Origin of the sequence: Microcoleus asticus IPMA8, from assembly GCF_013179805.1 — a bacterium.
GTDB lineage: Bacteria > Cyanobacteriota > Cyanobacteriia > Cyanobacteriales > Microcoleaceae > Microcoleus > Microcoleus asticus.
Map to the genome: position 1 here is coordinate 1 of NZ_SRRZ01000058.1, position 22,709 is coordinate 22,709.

18 protein-coding genes and 3 CRISPR repeat arrays (1 of these 21 running past the window's edge) are annotated in these 22,709 nt (G+C 44.7%); of the genes, 13 read left to right on the plus strand and 5 right to left on the minus strand.

Features of this window, described 5'->3' with window-relative positions; genetic code table 11:
* Window positions 1-92: 92 nt before the first annotated feature.
* A complete protein-coding gene (locus E5S67_RS16325; protein WP_172189006.1) occupies window positions 93-275 on the minus strand; it encodes a hypothetical protein in 183 nt (60 codons plus the stop codon).
* Between the two features lie 131 nt (window positions 276-406).
* On the minus strand, window positions 407-925 hold the full coding sequence (locus tag E5S67_RS16330) for a hypothetical protein (RefSeq protein WP_216670506.1): 519 nt from the start codon (window positions 923-925) through the stop codon (window positions 407-409).
* 362 nt (window positions 926-1,287) lie between these two features.
* Between E5S67_RS16330 and E5S67_RS16335 the strand changes: the two genes are divergently transcribed.
* Window positions 1,288-1,656, plus strand: a complete 369-nt coding sequence (locus tag E5S67_RS16335; RefSeq protein ID WP_172189010.1) for a DUF4087 domain-containing protein — start codon at window positions 1,288-1,290, stop codon at window positions 1,654-1,656.
* A 73-nt stretch (window positions 1,657-1,729) separates the two neighbouring features.
* Here the strand turns inward: E5S67_RS16335 and E5S67_RS33405 are convergent, their stop codons facing one another.
* Window positions 1,730-3,910: a pentapeptide repeat-containing protein gene (locus E5S67_RS33405; RefSeq protein ID WP_172189012.1), complete on the minus strand. Its 2,181-nt coding sequence runs from the start codon at window positions 3,908-3,910 to the stop codon at window positions 1,730-1,732.
* Window positions 3,911-4,047: 137 nt separating this feature from the next.
* Here E5S67_RS33405 and E5S67_RS16345 point away from each other — a divergent pair, with 137 nt between their 5' ends.
* Complete coding sequence (locus E5S67_RS16345; protein WP_172189071.1) at window positions 4,048-4,443, plus strand: nuclease A inhibitor family protein; 396 nt, start codon at window positions 4,048-4,050, stop codon at window positions 4,441-4,443.
* A gap of 81 nt (window positions 4,444-4,524) precedes the next feature.
* Window positions 4,525-4,689, plus strand: coding sequence for a LysM peptidoglycan-binding domain-containing protein (locus E5S67_RS16350; protein WP_172189014.1), 165 nt, complete (start codon window positions 4,525-4,527; stop codon window positions 4,687-4,689).
* A 12-nt stretch (window positions 4,690-4,701) separates the two neighbouring features.
* Here E5S67_RS16350 and E5S67_RS16355 read toward each other — a convergent pair whose 3' ends face one another.
* On the minus strand, window positions 4,702-5,601 hold the full coding sequence (locus tag E5S67_RS16355; RefSeq protein ID WP_339382887.1) for a DNA/RNA non-specific endonuclease: 900 nt from the start codon (window positions 5,599-5,601) through the stop codon (window positions 4,702-4,704).
* 327 nt (window positions 5,602-5,928) lie between these two features.
* Between E5S67_RS16355 and E5S67_RS16360 the strand changes: the two genes are divergently transcribed.
* From E5S67_RS16360 to E5S67_RS16375, 4 genes are read left to right on the plus strand one after another with little or no spacing between them, the layout of a single operon-like run.
* Window positions 5,929-6,729 (plus strand): ParA family protein, encoded by an 801-nt coding sequence (locus tag E5S67_RS16360; protein WP_172189016.1) that lies wholly within the window; start codon window positions 5,929-5,931, stop codon window positions 6,727-6,729.
* Complete coding sequence (locus tag E5S67_RS16365) at window positions 6,729-7,838, plus strand: ParB/RepB/Spo0J family partition protein (RefSeq protein ID WP_172189018.1); 1,110 nt, start codon at window positions 6,729-6,731, stop codon at window positions 7,836-7,838. Before E5S67_RS16360 ends, E5S67_RS16365 begins: the two co-directional genes overlap by 1 nt.
* 35 nt (window positions 7,839-7,873) lie before the next feature.
* Window positions 7,874-8,176 carry a hypothetical protein gene (locus tag E5S67_RS16370; protein WP_172189020.1) on the plus strand — a complete coding sequence of 101 codons (303 nt, stop codon included), beginning with the start codon at window positions 7,874-7,876 and terminating at the stop codon, window positions 8,174-8,176.
* Window positions 8,173-8,589, plus strand: coding sequence for a CopG family transcriptional regulator (locus tag E5S67_RS16375; RefSeq protein ID WP_172189004.1), 417 nt, complete (start codon window positions 8,173-8,175; stop codon window positions 8,587-8,589). The genes E5S67_RS16370 and E5S67_RS16375 overlap by 4 nt, the downstream gene beginning before the upstream one ends.
* 856 nt (window positions 8,590-9,445) lie before the next feature.
* Window positions 9,446-10,583: a CRISPR direct-repeat array (repeat unit 36 nt; unit sequence GTTTCCATTCAATTTGTTTCCCCAGCGAGTGGGGAG).
* Window positions 10,584-11,106: 523 nt separating this feature from the next.
* Here the strand turns inward: E5S67_RS16375 and E5S67_RS16380 are convergent.
* A complete protein-coding gene (locus tag E5S67_RS16380; RefSeq protein ID WP_246276816.1) occupies window positions 11,107-12,492 on the minus strand; it encodes a helix-turn-helix transcriptional regulator in 1,386 nt (461 codons plus the stop codon).
* Between the two features lie 144 nt (window positions 12,493-12,636).
* On the opposite strand from E5S67_RS16380, the gene E5S67_RS16385 reads away from it, so the two are divergent.
* The 6 genes from E5S67_RS16385 to E5S67_RS16410 are packed head-to-tail and all read left to right on the plus strand — an operon-like array spanning window position 12,637 to window position 19,921.
* Window positions 12,637-14,238 (plus strand): Cas10/Cmr2 second palm domain-containing protein, encoded by a 1,602-nt coding sequence (locus E5S67_RS16385; RefSeq protein WP_172189022.1) that lies wholly within the window; start codon window positions 12,637-12,639, stop codon window positions 14,236-14,238.
* Window positions 14,214-15,359, plus strand: coding sequence for a type III-B CRISPR module-associated Cmr3 family protein (locus E5S67_RS16390; protein WP_172189024.1), 1,146 nt, complete (start codon window positions 14,214-14,216; stop codon window positions 15,357-15,359). Before E5S67_RS16385 ends, E5S67_RS16390 begins: the two co-directional genes overlap by 25 nt.
* Window positions 15,335-16,162 (plus strand): RAMP superfamily CRISPR-associated protein, encoded by an 828-nt coding sequence (locus E5S67_RS16395; RefSeq protein WP_172189026.1) that lies wholly within the window; start codon window positions 15,335-15,337, stop codon window positions 16,160-16,162. The genes E5S67_RS16390 and E5S67_RS16395 overlap by 25 nt, the downstream gene beginning before the upstream one ends.
* Complete coding sequence (locus E5S67_RS16400) at window positions 16,162-16,587, plus strand: hypothetical protein (protein WP_172189028.1); 426 nt, start codon at window positions 16,162-16,164, stop codon at window positions 16,585-16,587. The genes E5S67_RS16395 and E5S67_RS16400 overlap by 1 nt, the downstream gene beginning before the upstream one ends.
* Entirely contained in the window at window positions 16,584-18,329 is a 1,746-nt protein-coding gene (locus E5S67_RS16405) for an RAMP superfamily protein (RefSeq protein ID WP_172189030.1), read from the plus strand. Before E5S67_RS16400 ends, E5S67_RS16405 begins: the two co-directional genes overlap by 4 nt.
* Window positions 18,329-19,921 carry a hypothetical protein gene (locus E5S67_RS16410; RefSeq protein ID WP_172189032.1) on the plus strand — a complete coding sequence of 531 codons (1,593 nt, stop codon included), beginning with the start codon at window positions 18,329-18,331 and terminating at the stop codon, window positions 19,919-19,921. Before E5S67_RS16405 ends, E5S67_RS16410 begins: the two co-directional genes overlap by 1 nt.
* Before the next feature lie 436 nt (window positions 19,922-20,357).
* Window positions 20,358-21,343: a CRISPR direct-repeat array (repeat unit 36 nt; unit sequence CTCCCCACTCGTTGGGGAAACTAATTGAATGGAAAC).
* A 127-nt stretch (window positions 21,344-21,470) separates the two neighbouring features.
* A CRISPR array of direct repeats spans window positions 21,471-22,709; the repeat unit is 36 nt; unit sequence CTCCCCACTCGTTGGGGAAACTAATTGAATGGAAAC (it continues 181 nt past the right edge of the window).

Consider the following 22,709-nt stretch of genomic DNA (forward strand, 5'->3'; position numbering starts at 1 on the left):
AATCTTTGGCGTCATGTGTCCTATTTTATGACACTTTGTGTACTCTGCTTATTTTTTTTTCTGTGCTACCGCTACTTATTGAGCGGATACGTTCAGAGTATGTGGATGGAAAAGTATTGATTCCATTCTTGACCGATTCCCTGTAAACACCAAAACTCACCCAGCATCATCATCATAGGCAGTTTCAGGAGTTTTAGGAGTTCCAGAGCGATCGCCTGCAAACCCGCTGTCCCAAGCAGTAATCGGCTATGCCACCTTTGTAAACTCTGGTTCATTCTACAATCGAGCTGGACAGCAGCTTTTCACCCAATCTCACAAAACTTCAAAGCGATTGCGCTTGAAGTGTAGGCTGACGGTAGCTTTTAACATGATTCCCTGGAAGCAGAGAAGCGGGTGTGGCGATTCCTTATTGTTTCATCATCTTGAACGTGCCACGATTGTCATCGACATCCACAAAGTCGCCGGTAATTAAACGCTCATTATCCAACCTACCACTGAGGACAGCACGATAGGAAGAGTTCGGTATTAGTTGAGCAATTTGTGCGATGGTAATTACAGGTCTGCCTCTTCCGGGAAATTCGTACACAGTGAATTCAAAAAGGCTGTCATTCTCGGCTGGAATAATATAGCTTCCAATTAATTGCTCCTCATTTAATTCAATTTGAATTCGATAGGTAGTGGTGGCAAAACTAACTTTGTAATTCCAAAAGCCTACCAGCTTTTCTACTGTAGAAGCCGTAGAGATGGGAGCATTTAGTTGATAATCGCCACAGTAGTTGATGAGCGATGCACCCTCTAGTTCTGGCGGTAGAGAGTGGAGGCGTTTCCACAGCGCCCAATAGCTCGGATTGACTGCACACCCGATATCCGTGCAGTGATGTTGGTGGGATGTGTGGAATCGGCAGGTTGAACAGTTGGAAAGCATAATAATAAAGTCGGCACCATTGTCTATTCTAGGAGTTGCACTATGGCGATCGCCTCCAACCCCGCTGTAGCAACGCAGCAATCTGCTATGCCACTCTCATACACCTTGGCTTATTGTCCAATAGTACAGGCTCAAGCTGATGAAGAGGCGCGGTATGCTTGACAAAGTGTGGGAGATTAGGGGCGCTATTCTGCTCTGACCTTCGTTAATCCCCCGCCCATAAGCAGCAGTTCCTGGAACTCCAATTTTTATCGCAATCGAACAAATAGGGATTGCGGGATTGGGCTGTTGCTTAACCGACATTAATCAGTGCTGATGAATTTGCTGCTATAGTTGGGTAAAAACTGACTAAACTTAAATTTATGAAGAAAAATTTGTTTATATCCGTTATTATTTCATCTCTTTTTATCGTTGCGCTTCCTGCTAGAGCAGTTGAAACTAGGTGCGGATGGTTGCTAGTTCCTACACCCGGTAATAGGTACTTAATTGACAAAGATGGTACTTGGACTATTGGAGCGCAAGGTGGATATCAAGCCAAAGGAATAGAAAACATTCCCAATTCTGATGACAAGGAAGTTGTGCGAACTAACGGCAATTATGGATATAACTGTACTTGTTTGAATGTTAAAGTCAACAGCAATCTAAGGAGAATTCTGGAGATTCAAGGCGGTGAAGCCTTGCCACTGTCAACTTGCCGCGAAGATCCAAATGTGCCAAAAAGTCCTTCTTGACACCACAAGAACCTGTTAGCTGTAGAGATTAGTGTTGCAAATCGCTACAGCTATGCCTGTAAATACTGCAACGCTACGCCGGCAACCCTAATGCCTTCAATATTGTTGGCAATAACTTGCTGCACGCCTCTACAATGCTGGCAGTCTGGGGCAAACTGCTCAATGTTGCCTCAAACATCTTCCTCGCTTTCCGTGTCAGCCCTTCTTTTTTAGCAGGTTCCTCTGTTTGCTTAGCTTCTGCTAAAGCTTGCACCTGCTCTAATAAATCCGCTTTGTCGGGGTCGGATAGATCGGAATCATTTTCGATCGCTTGTTGGAGTTGTGTTAAAAGTTCTTTGATGTTGGGTTCCGAAGGTTCTTCGGACTCGGGCAACCGAGCGATCGTATTAGTCACGTTGCCGCTAATCGTACCCAGATTGACGACTCCGCTGACATCACCGCCAACTAACCCGGTGATATCGCCAATGTTGCCACCGCCTGAACGAATGTTGATTCCCTTGTTCTGAGTCACGATTAATTCTCCTTTAATGATTTGAATTGTTTCTGCTTGAATCTTAGATTGATGCCTGCCTGTTTCAATAAACTGCTCGATGGTTCCCTTGAGGGTGCGAATTTCAGCATCTCGTTCGGCCAATCTTAGCTGAACGGCAAGCGGCAGTTCTTTCTTAATTCGAGCGTAATCTCTAAAATACTGATGGCTTAACTCAGATTTGTCGGCTCCCGGTGCAGTTGTAAACCTGAGATTCAAACCATTGTTGCCCCGCCGTTCGATCGCCACAAACCGTAGCTCTTGCTCTGGATGGTTGGTGGATAAGTTTTTAAGTGCAATGGAGATAGCGCGGGGGTCAATATCCTGACTGTGGTACAAATCTAGAGTATCCACGTAAGGCTTGATGAAATCTGCAAACTCTCCCTCAGCAAAGGTTGCTCCCCAATTATCCGGTTTTCGCAATCGGTTGGGATTATCTTTGGTTTCCAGGCGCATGAATACATAGTCGCATTGCACGTCCTCTAGCTTGGTGCTACCTGTAATTCCCCAATCTTCGATACAAGCTCCCGTGAGAATTGCTCCCGTCATATCTGTACCGTCAAGTTGCGCTTGCTTCAGGATGGCTCTGGACAAATCAGCATTCCGTAAATTAGCGCTGTTGAGGTTTGTTCCAATAAAACTGGCATCTTGCAGTTTTGCATTTTGCAGATTTACTCCTTCCAAATTCATTCTAACAAATTTTTGGTTTTGACCATTATTACTAACAACAAGTTGGCGTGCATCCGAGTATATTAGATACCCTTGATCACTTTTACAAAGACTTAAACTTCGGGCAGAAAGCCAACAGGTTCCAACAATATTTGCACCCTCCAAATTAGTACCTTTTAGATTTACATATTTAAAAATAGCATTAGTCAAATCCGCTCCATGGAAAGTGGTGCTGCCTATTGTACAAAAATCAGATACTATTTTCAAAGAAAATGAGAATCTCTCATCCCCTGATAAAGTTTTTAAAGCTAAATAATTACTTAATATGATGCCTAAAGTCCCTCCTAATATTGCCCCTGTTGAAGCCCAATTAACATGAACAGCAGCATCAATTGTTCTAGAACCTAATGCTAAAGCTAGCATTAAAGTTGAGGCTGATGCAATTACTATTGCTACGGATCTACATAGAGCATTGCCAATGGCAGAAATTATCGCTATCGAAACAGTCCCACCTAGCAATCCCGCTAATGCTCCAGCAATCGCCAGCGATCCATTTCCTGCTAATACTACGGCTAAGCTTCCCGCACCGGAAAAGGCAACAGCAATACCTATAGCAGTTGTTCCAGCAACTGCCAAGGTTCCCGCTCCAAAACCCAAAGCTCTTCCTAAGCCTTTCTCAATAGCTATAAAACATAAGCTTGCAAGTATTACCAAAACAAAGAGACCTGGAAAAATCGTGAAATCGCTAATAATAGTTGTCTTAAATAAATATGCTACCCAAACACCAGTGAATGACCATATAAACCCAGCCACTCCCGATAAAAAAAGTGAAGCAAGCAAGAGTCCAACAAGCCAACGTTTTTGCAGTCCTGCTTTTGCTCCAGTGAAATTTGCTCCTATTAATATAGCGTTAGTGAAATTTGCTCCTTGAATATAAGCATTACTGAAGTCAATTTTAGATAAATCTTTTCCTTGAAAGCTTTGTCCTTTAATATTTTCCCCACAAAAACTAAAATTTCCATCAGCGTAACGTCTTAAAACCTCTTCAGATTTCATAGCACTTAGAAAAAAATGGAAAACTTACACGCATAGCTTAATACATGAATAGCATAAATTTTTGATAATAAGAAACTATAGCGGTTATTAGTCACATGAAGTATAGTTTTAAAGCTGAAATAAAACCTACAGCCGCCATGACCGACTCCATCGCCGACCCACTCCAAAAAGCTTCCGAGGGCTTGCTCTTCCTCAGCGAAACCGACGCCCCCTTTGAGGTTATTCACTGGCCGGCACAGGGAGAACTCACCCCGGCGAAGCTGCTGCAACTGACGAACCATCCGCCCGACGCTCCCGTAGAACTGCGGACGGTTGACGACTTCTTTGCGATCGCCACCGCACAAGAAGACTGGCACGACCGGGAGGAACGGGAAACGGTGCAGCGGTTTCAGAACTTGGTCAGCATTCTAAAGCAAAACCTATCGCAGTTGCAGGTTTACCGAGTGGGCAGCATTGAGATTGATGCTTACATCATCGGGGTAACTCAAAATGGCGATTGGGCGGGGCTGTCAACTCAGCTAGTGGAAACTTAACAGTTTTTCAGTCTCAAGGTAGAGAAAAAAGCTCGGGCAAACAGTAAAACTTAAGCAGCTTTAATCAACCCAGAGGGATGTATGCCTCAATCTTACACAGTCAAAGAAGGCGATACGCTTTACGGTATTGCCGAACAGTTTTACGGCGACGGCAACGAATGGGAAAAGATTTACCAAGCCAATCAAGCAGTGATTGGAGATGACCCGGATTTAATTGAACCTGGACAGGAATTAACAATTCCCTAGCTTAATTATCCTTTACTGATTGTCCGCTTTGCTCTCTATCACCTGCTGAACCTGGGGCGATACATTTGACAAGAAATTCAGTTTTGTCTCCCGCTCCACTTGCTTCACCGGTACTCGAAAAGTTTTCCATCCCCGGCCTTTGACGCTGGCATCATTCGGCATCATCACGGCAATCGTCCGGGTATTTGCGTCAATTCCCTGCAACCCCAATCCCGGTCGGTCTAAGACAACAATGACTTTCCAAGTCTTTGTCGGCACCGCAATCTTTTGTGTTTTGCCGATCGCGCCTTGCTTCCCGACGGGCCCGGCTACGATGTAAAGTTCCTTGCCCTGCTGCACCAATTCGCGAGAATACTCCTCCAGATCCCCCCACACACCTCGGTTGAGTTCTGGCACTTGCGGCATCATGTTGGTCATCAGAAATGTGCTGCTGTTGTCGGGTTCGTTCCGAGTTCTATCAGCACTCGGTGCAATGTGTCCCCGGTCGTAGCCGCTTCCCGCGTAATCGTTTGGTCGCACTTTGTACCAAGCATCCGGCAGGGAATCATCGGGGCGGAAGTTGTCTTGGCGGTCGGCTGCTCCAATCCAAGAGCGATTCAGTTGCCACGAAACCCAGTTAGCAATGTGCGTTTTGTTGTTGTAGCTCATCACGTACTGCTGCTTTACCATCAAGTAGTTGTCGGTGCTGGCAGCGCTGGGAGCTGCATTGCTGGGATTGCCCAGGAGCAAGTTGCGGTTGTTGACGCTTGAGCTGATGGGTTCTCTGGTGCCTGGTTTGGGTTGCTGTACCCTCGGTTTCTCGCGATTAATTTGAGGAAGCCGAGACGGTGGCGATGGCGCTGTCACATCGCAAGCGCTAAGAATTCCTAACAAAATCAGAGCGATCGCCCCCCGTTGCCACAATTTCCTCACTCTCTGCCGCTCCTCTTACATCTTCTATGCCAAGCTTATCAGCAACCTGCCACTTAACAGAAAGAATGCCGACCATTATTTCAAACCAGTTGTGATCCCAAAAAAACTGTAGGTACTTTTCAGTGTTTGTGTGGAATGATTTATTGCAAGTCAAGTGCTGTAAAAAGCGGACTATCGTGTGAGTAACTTCCCCTTTTAACCAATCGGCGATCGGCATTGACCGCTAGTCGTATCTTAAAAGACGAAGCAAACGTTCTGTCGTATCTTAAAATACGACGAGGCAAACTTTCTGTCGTATCTTAAAATACGACTTTTCAGAGTGGAGTTATGGCAAAGCAGAAAATTATTATTGGAATTTTAGCCAATGCTGGCGGTGTTGGGAAAACAACGTTAGCAGTACATCTAGCTTACGAGACATGCAAACGGGGACTCAAAGTAGCTTTAATCGACCTCGACCCCCAACGAGCTTTAGATGTATTCTGTGGCTTACCGAGCGCAGAAGTTGAAAACACAGTTGTCCGAGTATTTGACAAAGAATTCGACGGAAATTGGCCCTTGGTTTCGGCTTGGAACCATCCCGATATCGAAATCTGTCAAGGTCATCCCGCTACCGCACAGGTGGCAAGCGATTTGGTCATTCGGAGACGCGGTGAGTACGTGCTGGCCGATCGCTTAAAGAGCCATCCCCTACGCCATGATGTGGTCATCCTAGACTGCCCTGCCACCATTGGAATCATTTGCGAAAATGCAGTTGCGGCTGCCACCGGAATACTAATTCCCCTTCAATTAGAAATGAAATCTGTCTCCGGCGTAGCTGACTTGACGCAGTGGTTGATTGGAATTTCTGACGACTTAAAGTTAGAACCACGCCCTCCAGTCTTAGGCTTAGTTCCCAGCTTATATGACAACAGTCGCGCCATTCACCGCCAGTACCTCCAGCAGTTACCTGAAGTCGCCCAACAACTGCGAGTAAAACTATACCCGCAGATTCGAGATTCCTCAGAATTCAAGAATGCGAGCGCCAACGGCCTGCCCTTACAAAAATACCGCCCATCCCATCCCGCTTGCAAAGACTTCAAATCGATCGTTGACGACCTCGTTACCTTAGTGAAGAAAGGAAAACTTTAATGGCTAAACTGCCCAAAATAAACGAACGCTTTGCGGGTGCTTATCAAGCGACTGACCAAGCCCAACGGATTGCCCAATTACAAACTGAAGTAGAGAGGCTGCGAGCCACACCATCTCCAGAGCTTGAGCAACAAATGGCAGCTTTGCGAGAGCAACTGAAAGCGCAGTTGGGTGAATTAGAAGTAGCTGTAGATTTAATAGACCCCAATCACTACCAACCTCGCCAGACAATCACACCGGAAAGCATTCAAACTTTGGCTCGGAGTTTGGCTCACGATGGGCAAATTACTCCACTGATCGTCATTTCTCAAGGTGAAAGATACTTGCTGTGGGACGGACAGCGCCGTTGGGAAGCGGCTAAACAGTTGGGTTGGAAAACAATGCGGGCTGTCACTGCCCCCATGCCTCAAGATCTACATCGCAAAGCGTTGTTGACGTTTATCCATCATGAGGATCTCAACCCTTTGGATAAGGCTGAGGCGATTATTCAGGAAATAGCTACCACTACCGGTCTTGAGGCTGAAGAAATTTCTACTGTACTGTCAACGGTATTGCGGCGTTTGGAACGTTCTTCCCAGGCTCATCAACTGACTGCCCTCGTGACGGCTGCGACAGAGGGACAGCAGCAAGGAGTGAAATCTTTGGGAGTGAGCGAAACGGAGGAAAAGTTGCTGTTAGCTTTGTTGGATTTGGCTTTAAATCCCGCTTCGGTGAAGGCTAACTTGATTCCTATGTTGTCCCTGCCAAAGGATTTGAAGACAGCAATTCGAGAGCAAGGACTCAAAGGAGCGCACGCTTTAGCTTTGACGGTTTTGTCTGCTAAAACTTTAAAGACTTCTGAGCGTCACGCTAAGAAAGAGAGGATTGAAGCGACTAACCAAGTGATTGAGCAAGATTTGACAGTAGCGAAGACTCGCGAATTGGTGGGACAAATCAAAGCTAAATACCTAAAATCAGTTACTTCTGACTCGAAAGAAGTCACAACATTGGTGCGGGGCGTTAAGAAGTTATCGAAAGGAGTGATGGTTTCGACTAGCGCGGAACAACTTACGGAGTTGCGCCAAGTTTTACAACAGAAGCTTTTGGAAATTGATGAAATTTTGAGCTAAACATCATAAATTTAAAAATGGCTTAGGCTTTCTGGTTGACAGAAAAAATGGCGATCGCCCCCTGCTCGATTCATTCGGTGAGACAAAGCCTGCCCCAAACGGTAATGTTTCTCAGTCGCGCCGTGAAGGGGACAAAACTCAAAACTGAAGCTATGGAGTTGTTGGGGAAACTTGCCCGCACCATCAAAGTGCTCAACCCAGTCGTTCACCAAAAACAAGTGATTGCTGATTCTTCGAGGCAAGCAGCTACGGTGTGGGATTTGGGCGGTCAACCTGCCTCATATTCTGGTAAAGAGTACAGCCGACTGTTTAAGGAAATCATGGGAGCGCTGAAATGAGTACCAAGAAACGCAGACCGCTCGGCAGCGCAATGAAAGAGTTTGTCTTCGGTACAAAGAAGGAAGCTGCACCACAAACACCACCAGAGGTTATATCGCCAGCACCAACGCCTACAGCATCGCTAACACCAGAAGCTGCATCGCCCGCAACACCACCAAGAATTGCATTGCCCACTGTAATATCATCGCAGCCGGCAGTATCAGCACCAGAACCAGTTTCCATCCAATCAAAGGAGCCTAGCCTGATGACCAAACTGCAAGCACCCGATAAAGAAGCGACGGTCAGGTTTACCGTGGATATGTCTGAAACTCTGCACCGTAAACTGTCGATGCTGGCAGCCAGGACGGGGCGCAAGAAAGTGGATATTGTGAGGATGTTGTTGGAGGAGGGGCTTAAGGAGGTGGAGGGGTAAGGGTTCTCTTCATATTCGGCGATCGCTCTACTCGGAAGGTGACGATCGCTCGGAGGAATTGACTGGGTTAAGAAACAGAAGTTTTCCCAACAAGTGGGGAGCTTCTAATGAAAACCTGGTATCTCTTGAACTTTGACGATCGCCCGTTTCCATTCAATTAGCTTGCCCCACGAGTGGGAAGTATTTAGCGTTAAGTTCCGTGGCTGCGATCGGTTGTTTCTATTCAACCTGTTTTAAAAGATTTAGGTTTGCAGAATTCTGAGATTGTCAAAACAGCGGACGATTGGGTTTTGGTGACTCCGTAATAAGCGATCGTGTCTGCCCCAATTCTCGTAGGGGAGAGTTTCACCAACAATATAATAAACCTGCCACCCAACGACTGAAGATAGTTAGATTTTGCCCCAAGTATGGGGCTTTTTTTGTGCTTGTTAATTCTTCACAATTCGGATTAATTGCTGAAATTTGAGTTGTAAAAGTTTGTCTTTGGAGTTTTCCAGAGCTTAAAAAGTTAGAGCTTTTGGCACTACAGAAGGCTCTGATTTTTGATTTCTGTTTGCGGTGTCGTGTGAAGTCGAAGCCTCCTTCGATTCCGCATTAATAGAAGACTTCGACACACTTTGTCTTAGTTATGTATTTCTAGCAAGTGACAAGTTAAATTTGCTAGACAGTGCCGTCACCCTTCGGCTGGGGAATAGGACGATGCCTTAAGGACGTTCACTCTATGCGGTAGAGGCGTCCCCCAAAAGGCATCCCCCCAAATTTAGACTATTAGAAATCTAGTCTTTTGTCAACAGCTATTTATGGTTGCCCTTAAACTGTCGCATTAATAGAAGACTTCCACGAATTTTGTTTTAGCGTTTCCATTCAATTTGTTTCCCCAGCGAGTGGGGAGAAAAATTTTGTGTTTGTCATCAAGCCAGATACAAAAGGTTTCCATTCAATTAGTTTCCCCAGCGAGTGGGGAGTATGAATATCCCCGCTACGATCGATAATGCCGTAGAGTTTCCATTCAATTAGTTTCCCCAGCGAGTGGGGAGGGGATACTCAAATTAAGTCCATACCTATAACAGGTATAGTTTCCATTCAATTTGTTTCCCCAGCGAGTGGGGAGCCTTATAATTGTAGGTACTCATGGAGAGTGCAAAACGTTTCCATTCAATTTGTTTCCCCAGCGAGTGGGGAGAGAAGGAGGTGAACCTAAACTGTTTGAATCAGTTGTGTTTCCATTCAATTTGTTTCCCCAGCGAGTGGGGAGTTAAACAGCAGATTTTTTCTGAAGGATAGTTTGATATTTAGTTTCCATTCAATTTGTTTCCCCAGCGAGTGGGGAGAACATATAGGTACCTTCCAGTTCAAACAAAAGGGAAGGTTTCCATTCAATTTGTTTCCCCAGCGAGTGGGGAGTGTAATCATGTCTGCCGTAGAGCAGAGAATAGAGCAGAGATGGTTTCCATTCAATTTGTTTCCCCAGCGAGTGGGGAGATAACCTCCTTTTCTTTAGAAAGGGAAGAGCGGGGTTTCCATTCAATTTGTTTCCCCAGCGAGTGGGGAGATGAGTTTTCTTCAGTTGATGAAGAGAGGGAAGGTTACGTTTCCATTCAATTTGTTTCCCCAGCGAGTGGGGAGTGAAGAATTTGTTTTCAGGGTCAGAAGACGAAGAAACTGAACGTTTCCATTCAATTTGTTTCCCCAGCGAGTGGGGAGTCATTACTGAAAACGGGCTGGAGGAAATATAATCTGAGTTTCCATTCAATTTGTTTCCCCAGCGAGTGGGGAGTTATTTGGTTGTGTTTTAGCACTTTTGGCTGGTGGGGCAAGTTTCCATTCAATTTGTTTCCCCAGCGAGTGGGGAGTCGAATTTAACCAGTGTCCAATCCCAAAGGCTAAAGTTTCCATTCAATTTGTTTCCCCAGCGAGTGGGGAGAAAACAAAGGCGATACCTGGGGTTGGACTACTGCGTTTCCATTCAATTTGTTTCCCCAGCGAGTGGGGAGAGTTCGCCCCAGAGACTATACCCAGCTCGGGATTCAGCCGTCAAATCGACGCACCGCTAAAATATAGCACGGGTAAACGAGAAAAAGCATCGAACTATAAGCCTCAAACTCAATCCCTGCAAAGCATCGACGCACCTCAACCAAACCGTAAGGGTTACACGAACCAAGCAAGGTGCGTCGATATTGGCTAGATTAGTCTCCTAAAGTCAATAGTGTTTTCCGGTCTAAGGCTGGAACTGGTAGATAGAGGCCTCGTGAAATGGCATCCTATGTCGGCTCTAGGTCTGATTAACTGGTGCGATCGTCTAGCCACAACAAGAAACTGATATCAGCTAGCCTAACTTTTCCAGCCAACCGTTGCCCATTGCTGGAATATAAATGTGTCGTTACTAAGACTGGTGCGCCATCAGTTTTGCTGATTTCATCGGTGTATTGTCTGGCAACGGTCGCTGTTTGTTTACGTGAGAGTGTTACCTACAAGGGATTATACAATTCTTAGCAATGATTTGTTGTTTAACTCACGTTAGCTGTATCGATCGGCTAAATCTCTGGCTGCTTGTCGGTGTTTTTCTACCAAACTCGGCGGGGAAAGCACTTGGGCGCTATCCATATATTTGTTCACCCACAGACTGAATTCGTTGAGGGAGCGATCGGGCAAATCGATCTGATAATCCACATAAGCCACTTTGCCAAAACTATCCCTCGGGCCTTCTCTAATCTTTTGTCGCGGATGCCGCCGATCGCCCTCTAAAATAAATCCTACCACTTTCTCGAAAAATCGCACTTTCACTTTTTCTAACTTCAGCGTACCCTGCAATTCAGCCTGCTGTTGCTCTGGATTGCCTAAGAACAACCCCCAGCCGTTTTTTAACAACTTTTGAGCTATTTTCAAACGTTGTCCCTGTACAGCTAAGCCGCGCTCTTCTGCATTGATAATTTCGCAGTAGTCGGTAAAGCGATTGACCCGTACTACCTTCAAGTGTCCGTTATCGTAATTTTCGTAAATGAGATACCAGGCGATATCGTGATAAATCAGTTGTAGGGGCCAGATGCGTCGGAAACCGACCTGACCTTGACCGTAAGGATCACTTTGGCGGTGAAGTTCGATCGCCTGGCCCCGAACGATGGCTGTTTCTACGATGTCTAGTTTGTGAAATAAGGTATTGCGATATTCTTGGCGATCGAGCATTTCTACAGGGTCGGTGTAAATAATCGCACGATTTAGGTATTCGCGAACGGGATAGAACAATTGACCTTTGAGCTCGATATCTAATCCGCGCAACCGTTTAGTGAGTTTTTCACAAATTTGGCGAGCTTGAGGATTTCCTTGATATTTGGCTTGAGATGCTATGGCTTGAAATGCGAATAGTAGTTCTTCGCGATTCATTGCGCCAGTACCGAGATAATATCCGAAGCGATACATTCGTTTGTCAAGGATTCCGTAGTGGCGCAGAGTTTCTAAATCTTTGCGGATGGTAGGAGTTGCAGGATAGTTTTCTGGAAAATCGATGCTGATGGACTCGGCAGCAACTTTCTGTAATTGAGATTGAACTTCTAGCAAGGCGTCGTGATATTTAGTGTCGGAGGCTCCTGTGTCGGAGTGTCCGATGCCCGGATGCTTTACCAATGTGGCGATGAGGAGCATGATGCGATCGAACGTTAGTTTGTCGGCATAGGGGTGAGGGGTTGGTTTTTTTGCCATGATGGGGGTAAGGCAGGTAAAAGTCAAGGAAAAGACAATATTGACACAAAAATATAGAAAAACCTCAAAGCCCTTATGTAGATAGCTGTAGGTTTTCCAAGAGATTTGATAAATATTGTAAATTGCGAGACTCGAAGCTGGCTCGGCTGATATATTGAGTTGAGTCGGGGAAGTAATATCTAAAGGAAGAGCCTCGCCAGCTTTCATGAAAATTGGAGGCAGAGTCTCCTGATTTGCGTCATCTCGTAAGGAGTATATAAATCAATAAGTCGATCGCACTTTACGTTGAGAAATTCACTTAGTTAGTCTTATAGTCAGGAAAACAGACAAATATCCCCAAAAATTGAACCTATGTCTGTATATACGGCGATCTCGTTTGCACCCGTTCAAGGTTTTATCGAGAAATCCCGGAAACTCCGAGATTTATTTGGGGCTTCACTCATTCTGTCTTACTTAAGTTCCAAAATTGTAGAACAGGCAGAATGCCTTGGCTTAGAGATCATTTCTCCCGGACTCCCTAATGTCAAAGAAGGAATGCCAAACCGAATTTTGGTTAGGGGCGAGAAGGTATTTGACAAAAATATTGTGAGGAAGACTCTCTTGGATGAGTGGCAAAAAGTTTTGGAGGTTTGCCGAAAATGGGTAGAAAAGAACGTACCTGCTGAAAAGTATTACTGGTCACAAACAGAAGAACAAAAGGGACAACAGAAAGGCGAATGGGAACGCTGGGGTAGCTATACCTGGGAAGTATTTTGGGGGACTGGTAAAAATCCCGATGCAGCAATGCGGGATTTAGAACGCCGGAAACTGAAACGAGATTGGACAGCTATTAATTGGGTAGGTGAGAGTTCCAGTTTGACGGGGACGGATGCGATCGCATGGCATCAATTAGGTAAAGAGTCAAAAGACCCAGGGCTAGCGCTCACACCAAAAGAAACACAAGAACAGAAAGATTTTTATCAGCGGCTCTCTCAAATTCTAGAAACTCCTAGCAACGATCCATTTGAAGGTAAATTTCTCGATTCAAGTGAGAAGTTGAGTATTCCTGAGTTAGTAAAAAGATTAGTCACTCGCTATGACGATATTGGAGAACATTTGGGTAAGGAGTTTCGCCTTAAAAGTTTCTCTGAAATGGTTCGATTACCTAAACCAGGTCAACCAGGACACTGGACGGGTTGGTTTATGGGAGATGGCGATGAAGTTGGCAAGAAACTAAAAGAGCTTGTTAAAGATCCTAATGACACACAACAGCTTAAAGAGTTCAGCAATGCAATGCGGAAATGGGGTAGAAGTTTCAAAGGTGAGTTTCCGCGTGACTTAGGGCGAGTTGTTTATGCAGGTGGTGATGATTTTATGGGAGTGCTTTATAGCAAAAATCCCAAAGCACCTATACCTACTTCAGCAGCACTCAAATGGTTAATGGAATTGAACCAACAATGGAATCAGCACGGACAAGATATTACGGTCAGCGTTGGTTTTGTTTGGGCAGCACATAGCATACCGCAACGAGACATTTTGCAACATTGTCGGGAAGCCGAGAAACGGGCAAAGAGTTTAGGGCGTGATCGGCTTACGATGCGAGTAGTTTTTAACAGTGGTCAATTTGTGCAGTGGACTTGTCCTTGGAATTATCTTCATGTGTTGAGGAATTATCGCGATCGGGATGGTAAAACTTGGGGGGAAGAACCCAACTGGACTCACCTTTACAATGATTGGGCTCAACTAAAAGCACGTCATGCTATTCGACTTCAAGAAATGGAAGAGCTTTCTATAAACAAGGAACTAGCTCTTGTCATATTCAATTTATATTTCGATAACGCTGGAGAGAAGTTTAACCAAGAAAGGAAATGGAGCGATTTGGCAGGGGATAACTCTAACTCTGCGATCGTGAATTGGATCGATGACCTTGTTCAAGTGGGATGGCAGTTATGTCGAAAGAATTCCAATATTTAATTGCGGTTTCTCCCTTGGGATTCATGTATGGCAGTGCAGGAGCTTTTCTGTCTCCAGAGAATCTAGTCGGGCGATCGGGTAGTAAGTTTCCACCGGATAGCGCCGCGCTCGCTGGACTGTTTTTGAATGCCAATCGCGAACAGAAGTTTGCTTCTCACCAAGAGCTTAGAGATAAGCTCGTAATTTCAGGCCCTTTTTGGGCAAAACAGGATACACCTAAACAATTCTACGTGCCAATTCCTTGGCATCAAGTAATTGCTGAAAAAGAGGATGATGAATGGGTTTTTGTGAAAAAGAAATCTAATGAACCAGGTATTGTTGAAGTAGATAAGGATAAATGGTGTCTGGGTCAGCATCAATGGGAGCGCCAGAACAAAGATTTGAAACCAGAATATAGTTGGCAGTCAATTGATGCCTGGAATTTACCCGCTGAAGAACTGCGAGAAAGAAAAGCGATCGCCAAAGCACCGTGGGAATTTGTCTCGTTTCTGCATCCCAAAATAAAGTCAGAAGAGCGTCACGTTGTCGAAAAGAATGGACTTTTTTTAGAAAGCGCAGTCCAGCTCGGTGAAGATTACTGCTTGGTATATCTCTCTAATTATGAAATACCTAATGGGTGGTATCGATTGGGCGGTGAAGGGCATCTGGTGGAAATTAAAAGTCACCCTCTCTCAGAAAAACACAAAATCAATCGATTACTTAACTCTAAGAATAAGATTCAGCAAGCCTTTGCTCTGATTACACCTGGAGTCTGGGGATCGAATAAATTATCCTACCGTTACCCTCACCATCCTAGTTTTCCTCGGCAAGGGCTGAAAATGTTGACCGATAAACCAGTGCCCTACCGCTATCGTATCGGTCATTCCAGGAAAGAGGAAGAAACAGAAGGTGAGGGCTCACGCTACGATGCCAAGAAAACCGGGCGACTCAGCCGGGGACGCTACGCCGTTCCAGCAGGAAGCGTTTATGTTTTCAAACATTCCCTCGAACTTACTTGGTGGGATTTCCCAGACGAGTGGTTCCCAAAAGAAGGATTTCCCCTCAAACATTTGGGGTGTGGTTTGTGTTTACCCATTGATATTCAAGGATTACCGCAATGTACCGCAAAGCTTACGGAGTAATTGAAACCCTTGCACCCGTCCATGTGGGCGCAACCGCAGGGGAAGAAACTGGCAATCTCAACCTGATTTTTCGCGATCAGTTTACGCAAACTGGAATTATTCCAGGCAGTTCTATTCGGGGACGGTTTCGCGCAGACTTAAGAGATAGGGAACCGGGCGAAGAACAACTATGGTATGGACATGAAGTTGTTGATGGTCGTTCTGATGGCGGGACAACCGAAGCACTTGTGAAGTTTGAATATGCTTCACTGGTTTGGTTCCCCGTGTTCTGTCCTGGTCAGCCTGTAGTTTGGGTAAGTTGCCCTCTACTGTTGAAACGGTTTAAACGCATTGCAGGCGTAACAGCAGATATTCCTGAACCTTACACAGCACAGAAAGGTTTACAGGGTCGGCAGATGGAAGACCGAGGCAAAATTCTCTTTTTTAATTTAGGGTTTCTTGAATTTGAGCATGAGGAGGACTTATCAGCTTGGATTCCCACGGGCACAGATTTAGATGCAAATAAGTTAGTCGTGGTTCACGATAACGATATTGCCATGCTGCACGATATGGCACTCTATCGGCAAAGTCGTGTCAAATTGGGCTCGAAAGAAAAACCCAACGAAAAAAAAGTTGATGGTGGTGCTTTTTTCAATACTGAAGCTTTGCCAGAAGGAAGTATTTTAGTATTTCCGATCGCGTTGAAGCAAAGCGATTGGAAACCCTTTGGCGAAAATGAGAATTCATCAGAGTTATATTTCGGTGGTTTGGAATCAATTGGTTTTGGTCGTTGTCTTGTATCACTTTCAGGAGATTATCAGTAATGGGTTGGAAATCTTACGAACTCGATCGCGCTGCTCAAAAGTTAGTTCTCCACGCACGGGAGCGCGATCCAAAATCCCTCAATCAGTCTCATAATATGCGAATGGCTGTAGCTTATGGGTTAGAGCGCTTTTGGGGCGAACACTTGAGACTTAAAGGTAAAGAAGAAAACAAATCAATTTTCTGGAAAGAAACCTGGGATGCTCTAGAAACAATCATGGACAAGGGAGGAGTGACAATTCCCAACCAGCCTTTACATCCTGACAGTAAGGGCAAAATTCCGACTAAAGAAATTCAGGCTATGTCTGAAAGTCTTTGGGCACTGCCTGTGGAAGATCAGCGAGTGGCGATCGCAGTCTTGACTCAATTATGCGATTGTCTTGTGTGGTGGACACAACGCTATAAAGTTCGGGAGGGTCGTCAATGAAATTGATTCCTAATGCACACAAAAAGATTCCCATGATGTTTCGGGCACAGGTGCAAGGGCGATCGCAACTGCAATATCTTGACCCTGACAAGAAAAGGGCTGGCGAACAACAAGATGTTGAAAGGTGGGCAGATGAATGGACTGACAAAGCTGAGTTTATTTCTACGGAAGATGCACAAGACGTACAGACTGAGACATACGGAGCAAAATCTTACCAAATCTCTTGGCGGTTTGTCTGCAATGGCGGGCAAGATGATGGAATGCTTCGTCCTGTAATCGGTGCTTCAGGGATTCCATTTTATCCTGGTAGCAGTATGAAAGGAGCGTTTCGCCAAGCTTGCGAACAAGCGGAAAAAGCAGGTGATATACCGCTAGGAACCTGTAATAATTATTGTGGCGATGAGTCTGAAATTACACCAGGGATTTTGCGGTTTCAGGGCGCTTATCCTACTAATGATTGGACACAAGGGTTACTAGACTTAGTTCATCCTCAACAGGGTTGGCAAGTTATGACTCGTGATACTGATGAGAAACCAAGAGGAGAGAGTGCATACGCTCAAGTTTCTCTTTACCAGCCGACCCTAAGATTTGCTATCTCCTGTTCTAAACCCCTATCATCGGATCGGTGGCAGCAAATTTGGCAAATTTGGGAAGCAGCCATCGCGGCCGGATTAGGTTCAAAAGTCTCTACAGGCTATGGACAAATTACCAAAACTTCTCACCCGATTGTTTATCGGGCAAAACTCAAAGGACAAGGACAAGCTGCTAAACTGATTGATGGTACGGGGGAGTTTCGTCCTAACATTTTTCGAGCTGCACTGCGCGGTCATGCCTTAAGAATTTTTGGTGGTATAACAGATAGTGAAACCGCCGAAGAATTAGTACAGAACTTGTTTGGAGGTATCCAGCAAAAAGAAGCAACTGTCGGGTTGCTAGGGTTCCAATTTCATGCTTCTAAATTAGAGGTAAAATCTTTTGGCTCTGGGAAGTATGCTCAACCTGCCTACGAAGTAGAGGGAGAACTAATTTGGTTTTTAGCTAAACCATTATCTGATCCTGAACAAGAATCTCTTCTGAAAAAGTTGGTTAGCAAGTTAATGCAGTTTGCAATGGTTATGGGAGGATTTGGTAAATCATGGCGACGAGTTGATCACCGCAAATTTTTTGAAGAATATTACGAAAATAACTACAAAGCATTGATTGGTTGTCACTGGCAATGGTTAGGAGAGATTACACAATCACGAAATCTGCAGGTTAGCCGATTAGAGAAGGTAGGTGAATTTTTAGAGATAGTCCGACAAATAGCTAGAGAGTGGATACAATCTCAAAACAAGCCGCTACGACAAACTGAATGGGCACAAGATTGGCGAGAAGCTTGGCATCCAAGTAATGTTCAGGTTTGGGGTCGAATTGCAGACGATACTGATGAAAGTGCCGCCGTGCGGTGGTTCCACAAACCCTACCAACAAAAAATACAAGGCATTCAGCTAGAAGGCTCAATTTATCAATCATCTGTAACAGGAAAAATTGGGCAAATTAGTCTTATCTGGCATCGACTTTACCCTTTGATTCTTGTTAAAAATAATCCTGACAATCCGCGAAAGCCGATTATTAAACCAACTCCTCGCTATTTGGAACTGATCACGCTCTTTCCCGATGGTTCACCAGAGTCAAATGATTTTTTGGATTTTCTGAATGCTAAACCTGATGGATTTAAACTACTGTGGGGAGAGGAGCAATAATGAATATTTGGATAGTCACGATCGGTAGCAGTGATGTACAACTCGATAGCGACAGCGAATGTCGTAAAAAAGACAGAAACGAGCAAAAGAGAAGCGATAAAGTTTGGCGTTACTGGTATGAAGATGAGATTAAGCCAGACTGTCATGACATCCCCTTTGAACCGAAACAATCCTACAAGGACAAAGAGGAGCCTTACCGGATTGAAGCAAGAATTTTGGGGACTGTTTATGAGGAAAGTTCTTCAACCGTCCGGGATGAGATCTGGTCATACTTAACCTTTCCGTTACTAGATAACTTTGTGGGAGAGTTAGAAAACTCTTCTCCAGATGCGATCGCCGTGCTTTTAACCGATCAATCTGAGATTTTTAAAGATAAAAACACGAGAGGGAAACAGAAATGTGCTTACTGGCAAGATACCTGCAAGTTAGAGCCAATTTTGCGGAGGTATTTTCAGGATAAATTCCCCCAGGCAAAATACAAACCTATTTTCTTGCCTCCAACATCTAGCGATAAAGGATTAGATGACTGGAATTACGTTCTCGATTTGGTTCGTGAAAAACTACGTGCGATCGAGTTTGATGGTGAAGAAATCAAAAATGAAGAAATCAAGACAGTATATGTCAGCCATCAAGCTGGGACTCCAGCGATTTCATCTGCGGTGCAATTTGTTAGCTTGGCACGTTTTAGAAACAATGTCGAGTTTTTAGTTAGCAATGAATATAATCAAGAAACGGATAAAATTCCCCGTTCTACTTATCTCGGAGCTATCCAAATGCAGGAGGCTCAAGCACTTTTAAAACGCCATGACTATGCAGGTGTTCGGGATATTTTAGGATTGACTAAAACAATTCCCAGTAACCCTGAAGAAAAACGTATAAAACATCTGCTCGATGCAGGAGAACAGTGGAATTTTGCTGAATTTCAGAAGTTCAAAAAAATAGTTAACGATGGTAATTTGTTACCTAAAGCCAGTTTTCCTTGGTGGAGACTAGGCTTTGAATCTGCTTATTTGGCTTGGGTTCGTTTAGAGCAAGGCAGTCCTGTCGATGCGATGTTTCATAGTTTCCGCGCTGTAGAAGGTTCAGCGGGTTTGTGGGCTGAGAGAACGTATCAGAACCATATTCGACGAGATCCGAAAAAAGGGCTTCAACTTAATCTTTCAATCTGTGACAGCATAAATAATATGAAATCCTGGTTTGAAAAGGGAAAAACAGGAAAATATAAACAAGAGATTGGTCTTTACGGTAAGTGTTTATTTTCATTACTGCGAGAGACTAATACCAATTGGCAAAGTAACCGAAATATTGCTCTTTTCTGCAACCCCCTTGAGCAACATTACCAAGGTAAAGATATTTTTCAAGAACGCAATAATCTTTTTCATCGGTTGGAAGGTTTACAAGAGCAAGAAATATATGATGCTTGGGATGTAGCCAATAAAGATGAGTGGATTGAAATAGTTCTAGGTTGTCTCAACTTCATTGCTGAGAAAGATATACCAAACAAGCTTGAGTCTTTAGAAGAAGCTAGCCTCATGTTCAAAGTACATCAGAAATTAGTAAATGCGATCGCCCCTAACAACCTCCAAACCTAAAAGCGATCGCCCGCCAATAAATCTGCCACAACTGCACAGAGCCGCCGGGGGCCTCAACCACTATCTACAACCAAACTTTACCATCCATATTCAACACAAAATAGTCCAACTATGTACATCACATCGCACGCATCTACAATCCGCAACTTTTCCTTAGCCACCGTCAACGGCACTATCACTCTCATCTGCCCACTCGCCGAAATGGGCTGAAGTGAGGACTTTTTTATTGAGTTTGAGGGGGTAATCTAGCCCATATCGACGCACCTCGCTTGATTGGTGTAACCCTTGTGGTTTTGTTGAGGTGCGTCGATGCTATGCAGGCATTGGGTTTGAGGCTTATAGTTCGATGCTTTTTCTCGTTTACCTGTGCTATATTTTAGCGGTGCGTCGATTTGACGGCTGAACCCCGCTCTGGGTATGGTCTGTGCGACGAACTCTCCCCACTTACTGGGGAAACTAATTGAATGGAAAATTTTTCTGAATCGATATGAACCGCAAACTCTCCACGTGGACTCCCCACTTACTGGGGAAACTAATTGAATGGAAAATCAATAGCCAACTCACGGTTAGCTTGAGCTTCAAGCGTTCTCCCCACTTGCTGGGGAAACTAATTGAATGGAAAAGGGTCAGTGGGTGATTTTCCGTAATCTACACTCCCCACTTGCTGGGGAAACTAATTGAATGGAAAAGCAATCGAAGTGGTTAAAACAACTTGTTTTTTGGGCTCTCTCCCCACTTGCTGGGGAAACTAATTGAATGGAAAAATTGTCAAGTGTTTCTTGACGCATCATTGTGCCACTCCCCACTCGCTGGGGAAACAAATTGAATGGAAACTCCACAGCTTTTACACCAATTTTTAAAGTATCTCCCCACTCGCTGGGGAAACTAATTGAATGGAAACAATTTCAGATATGTTTTGCCTACACTTACCTCTTTGGGCTCCCCACTCGCTGGGGAAACTCATTGAATGGAAACACAAGTTGCACGTAATACTCGATCTGTTCCAATAGCTCCCCACTCGCTGGGGAAACTCATTGAATGGAAACACCATTGTTCATATCTCGATAATCATCATACGGATTGCTCCCCACTCGCTGGGGAAACAAATTGAATGGAAAAGCCATAAGAGCCCACGGCTGCTCCAAGCTATTTTTATTTTGCTCCCCACTCGCTGGGGAAACTAATTGAATGGAAACTCCCAGTCGCCAGTTGCGATCTCGGTACAAAACCGCTCCCCACTCGCTGGGGAAACTAATTGAATGGAAACACACCAGTACGGGTTAGACAATCAAAGCTCGTGTTTGTATGCTCCCCACTCGTTGGGGAAACTAATTGAATGGAAACTTCATCAGTTCGTCTATTTCTTTTCTGGATTCTGGTGAAAGCTTCCCACTCGTTGGGGAAACTAATTGAATGGAAACGTCCACTCACGAGTACACTCGTCAGGTAGCACGTCAACACTCCCCACTTGCTGCTGGGGAAACTAATTGAATGGAAACAAACCCCAAGACTCTAAACACTGGAAACCGAGCGGTAGATGGTTGTTTGTCTCCCCACTCGCTGGGGAAACTAATTGAATGGAAACTTCTGAGCGTACAACTTTATCAAGTCAGCAACCGCAAAGTCGCCGCCTAGCAGCGTCAGGTTATTGTCATCGCTCCCCACTCGCTGGGGAAACTAATTGAATGGAAACGGTCAAATTTCTTGCCTGCCTCGATCGCCTGCCGAATTACCTCCCCACTCGCTAGGGAAACTAATTGAATGGAAACTTGAATTGGTACACCATACCGTTAGTTGTTTTGTGAGGCACAAAACCTCTCCCCACTCGCTGGGGAAACTAATTGAATGGAAACATCAATGTATTTATGCCGACCGACGCAAAGATTGTCTCCCCACTCGTTGGGGAAACTAATTGAATGGAAACGTCGTAAAGGTAGCACCAAGTACAACCACTGCAAACTCCCCACTCGTTGGGGAAACTAATTGAATGGAAACCTGAATTAAGCGTCAACATGAGTAGCTTGTTAGGCAACTCCCCACTCGTTGGGGAAACTAATTGAATGGAAACAATTCCTCAAAATAAAGTCTAAAGACAGTAGCATATAAATCTCCCCACTCGTTGGGGAAACCAATTGAATGGAAACATATACCTCTTCAGCATCTGTACCTACATCTTCTGCGACTCCCCACTCGTTGGGGAAACTAATTGAATGGAAACATCATGGATACCTCTGCATAGGTGAACAGATTCACCTCCCCACTCGTTGGGGAAACTAATTGAATGGAAACTTAGATAGCTGGCTATCCATAACCTTCTTGGTAGTCTTGATTACCTCCCCACTCGTTGGGGAAACTAATTGAATGGAAACTGTTCTCTTCACGTTATGATACTCTCTGTTATGTGTGTCACTCCCCACTCGTTGGGGAAACTAATTGAATGGAAACGCAACCATGCCTCGATATTTCCAGCATTAAAGTCAAGACTCCCCACTCGTTGGGGAAACTAATTGAATGGAAACATTTTAATTCCTTGACCAGTAACTCCAGCTAATGTATGTGCTCCCCACTCGTTGGGGAAACTAATTGAATGGAAACATCCCCGTTAATGATTAGAGATAGTAAATGTTCTCCCCACTCGTTGGGGAAACTAATTGAATGGAAACGTATAGGCTAGATAGTGAACTCCGAACCCCCAATCTCCCCACTCGCTGGGGAAACAAATTGAATGGAAACGGGAATCCTTTTTCCCACAACTCGAACCACACCTCAAAATTGATCCACGACTCCC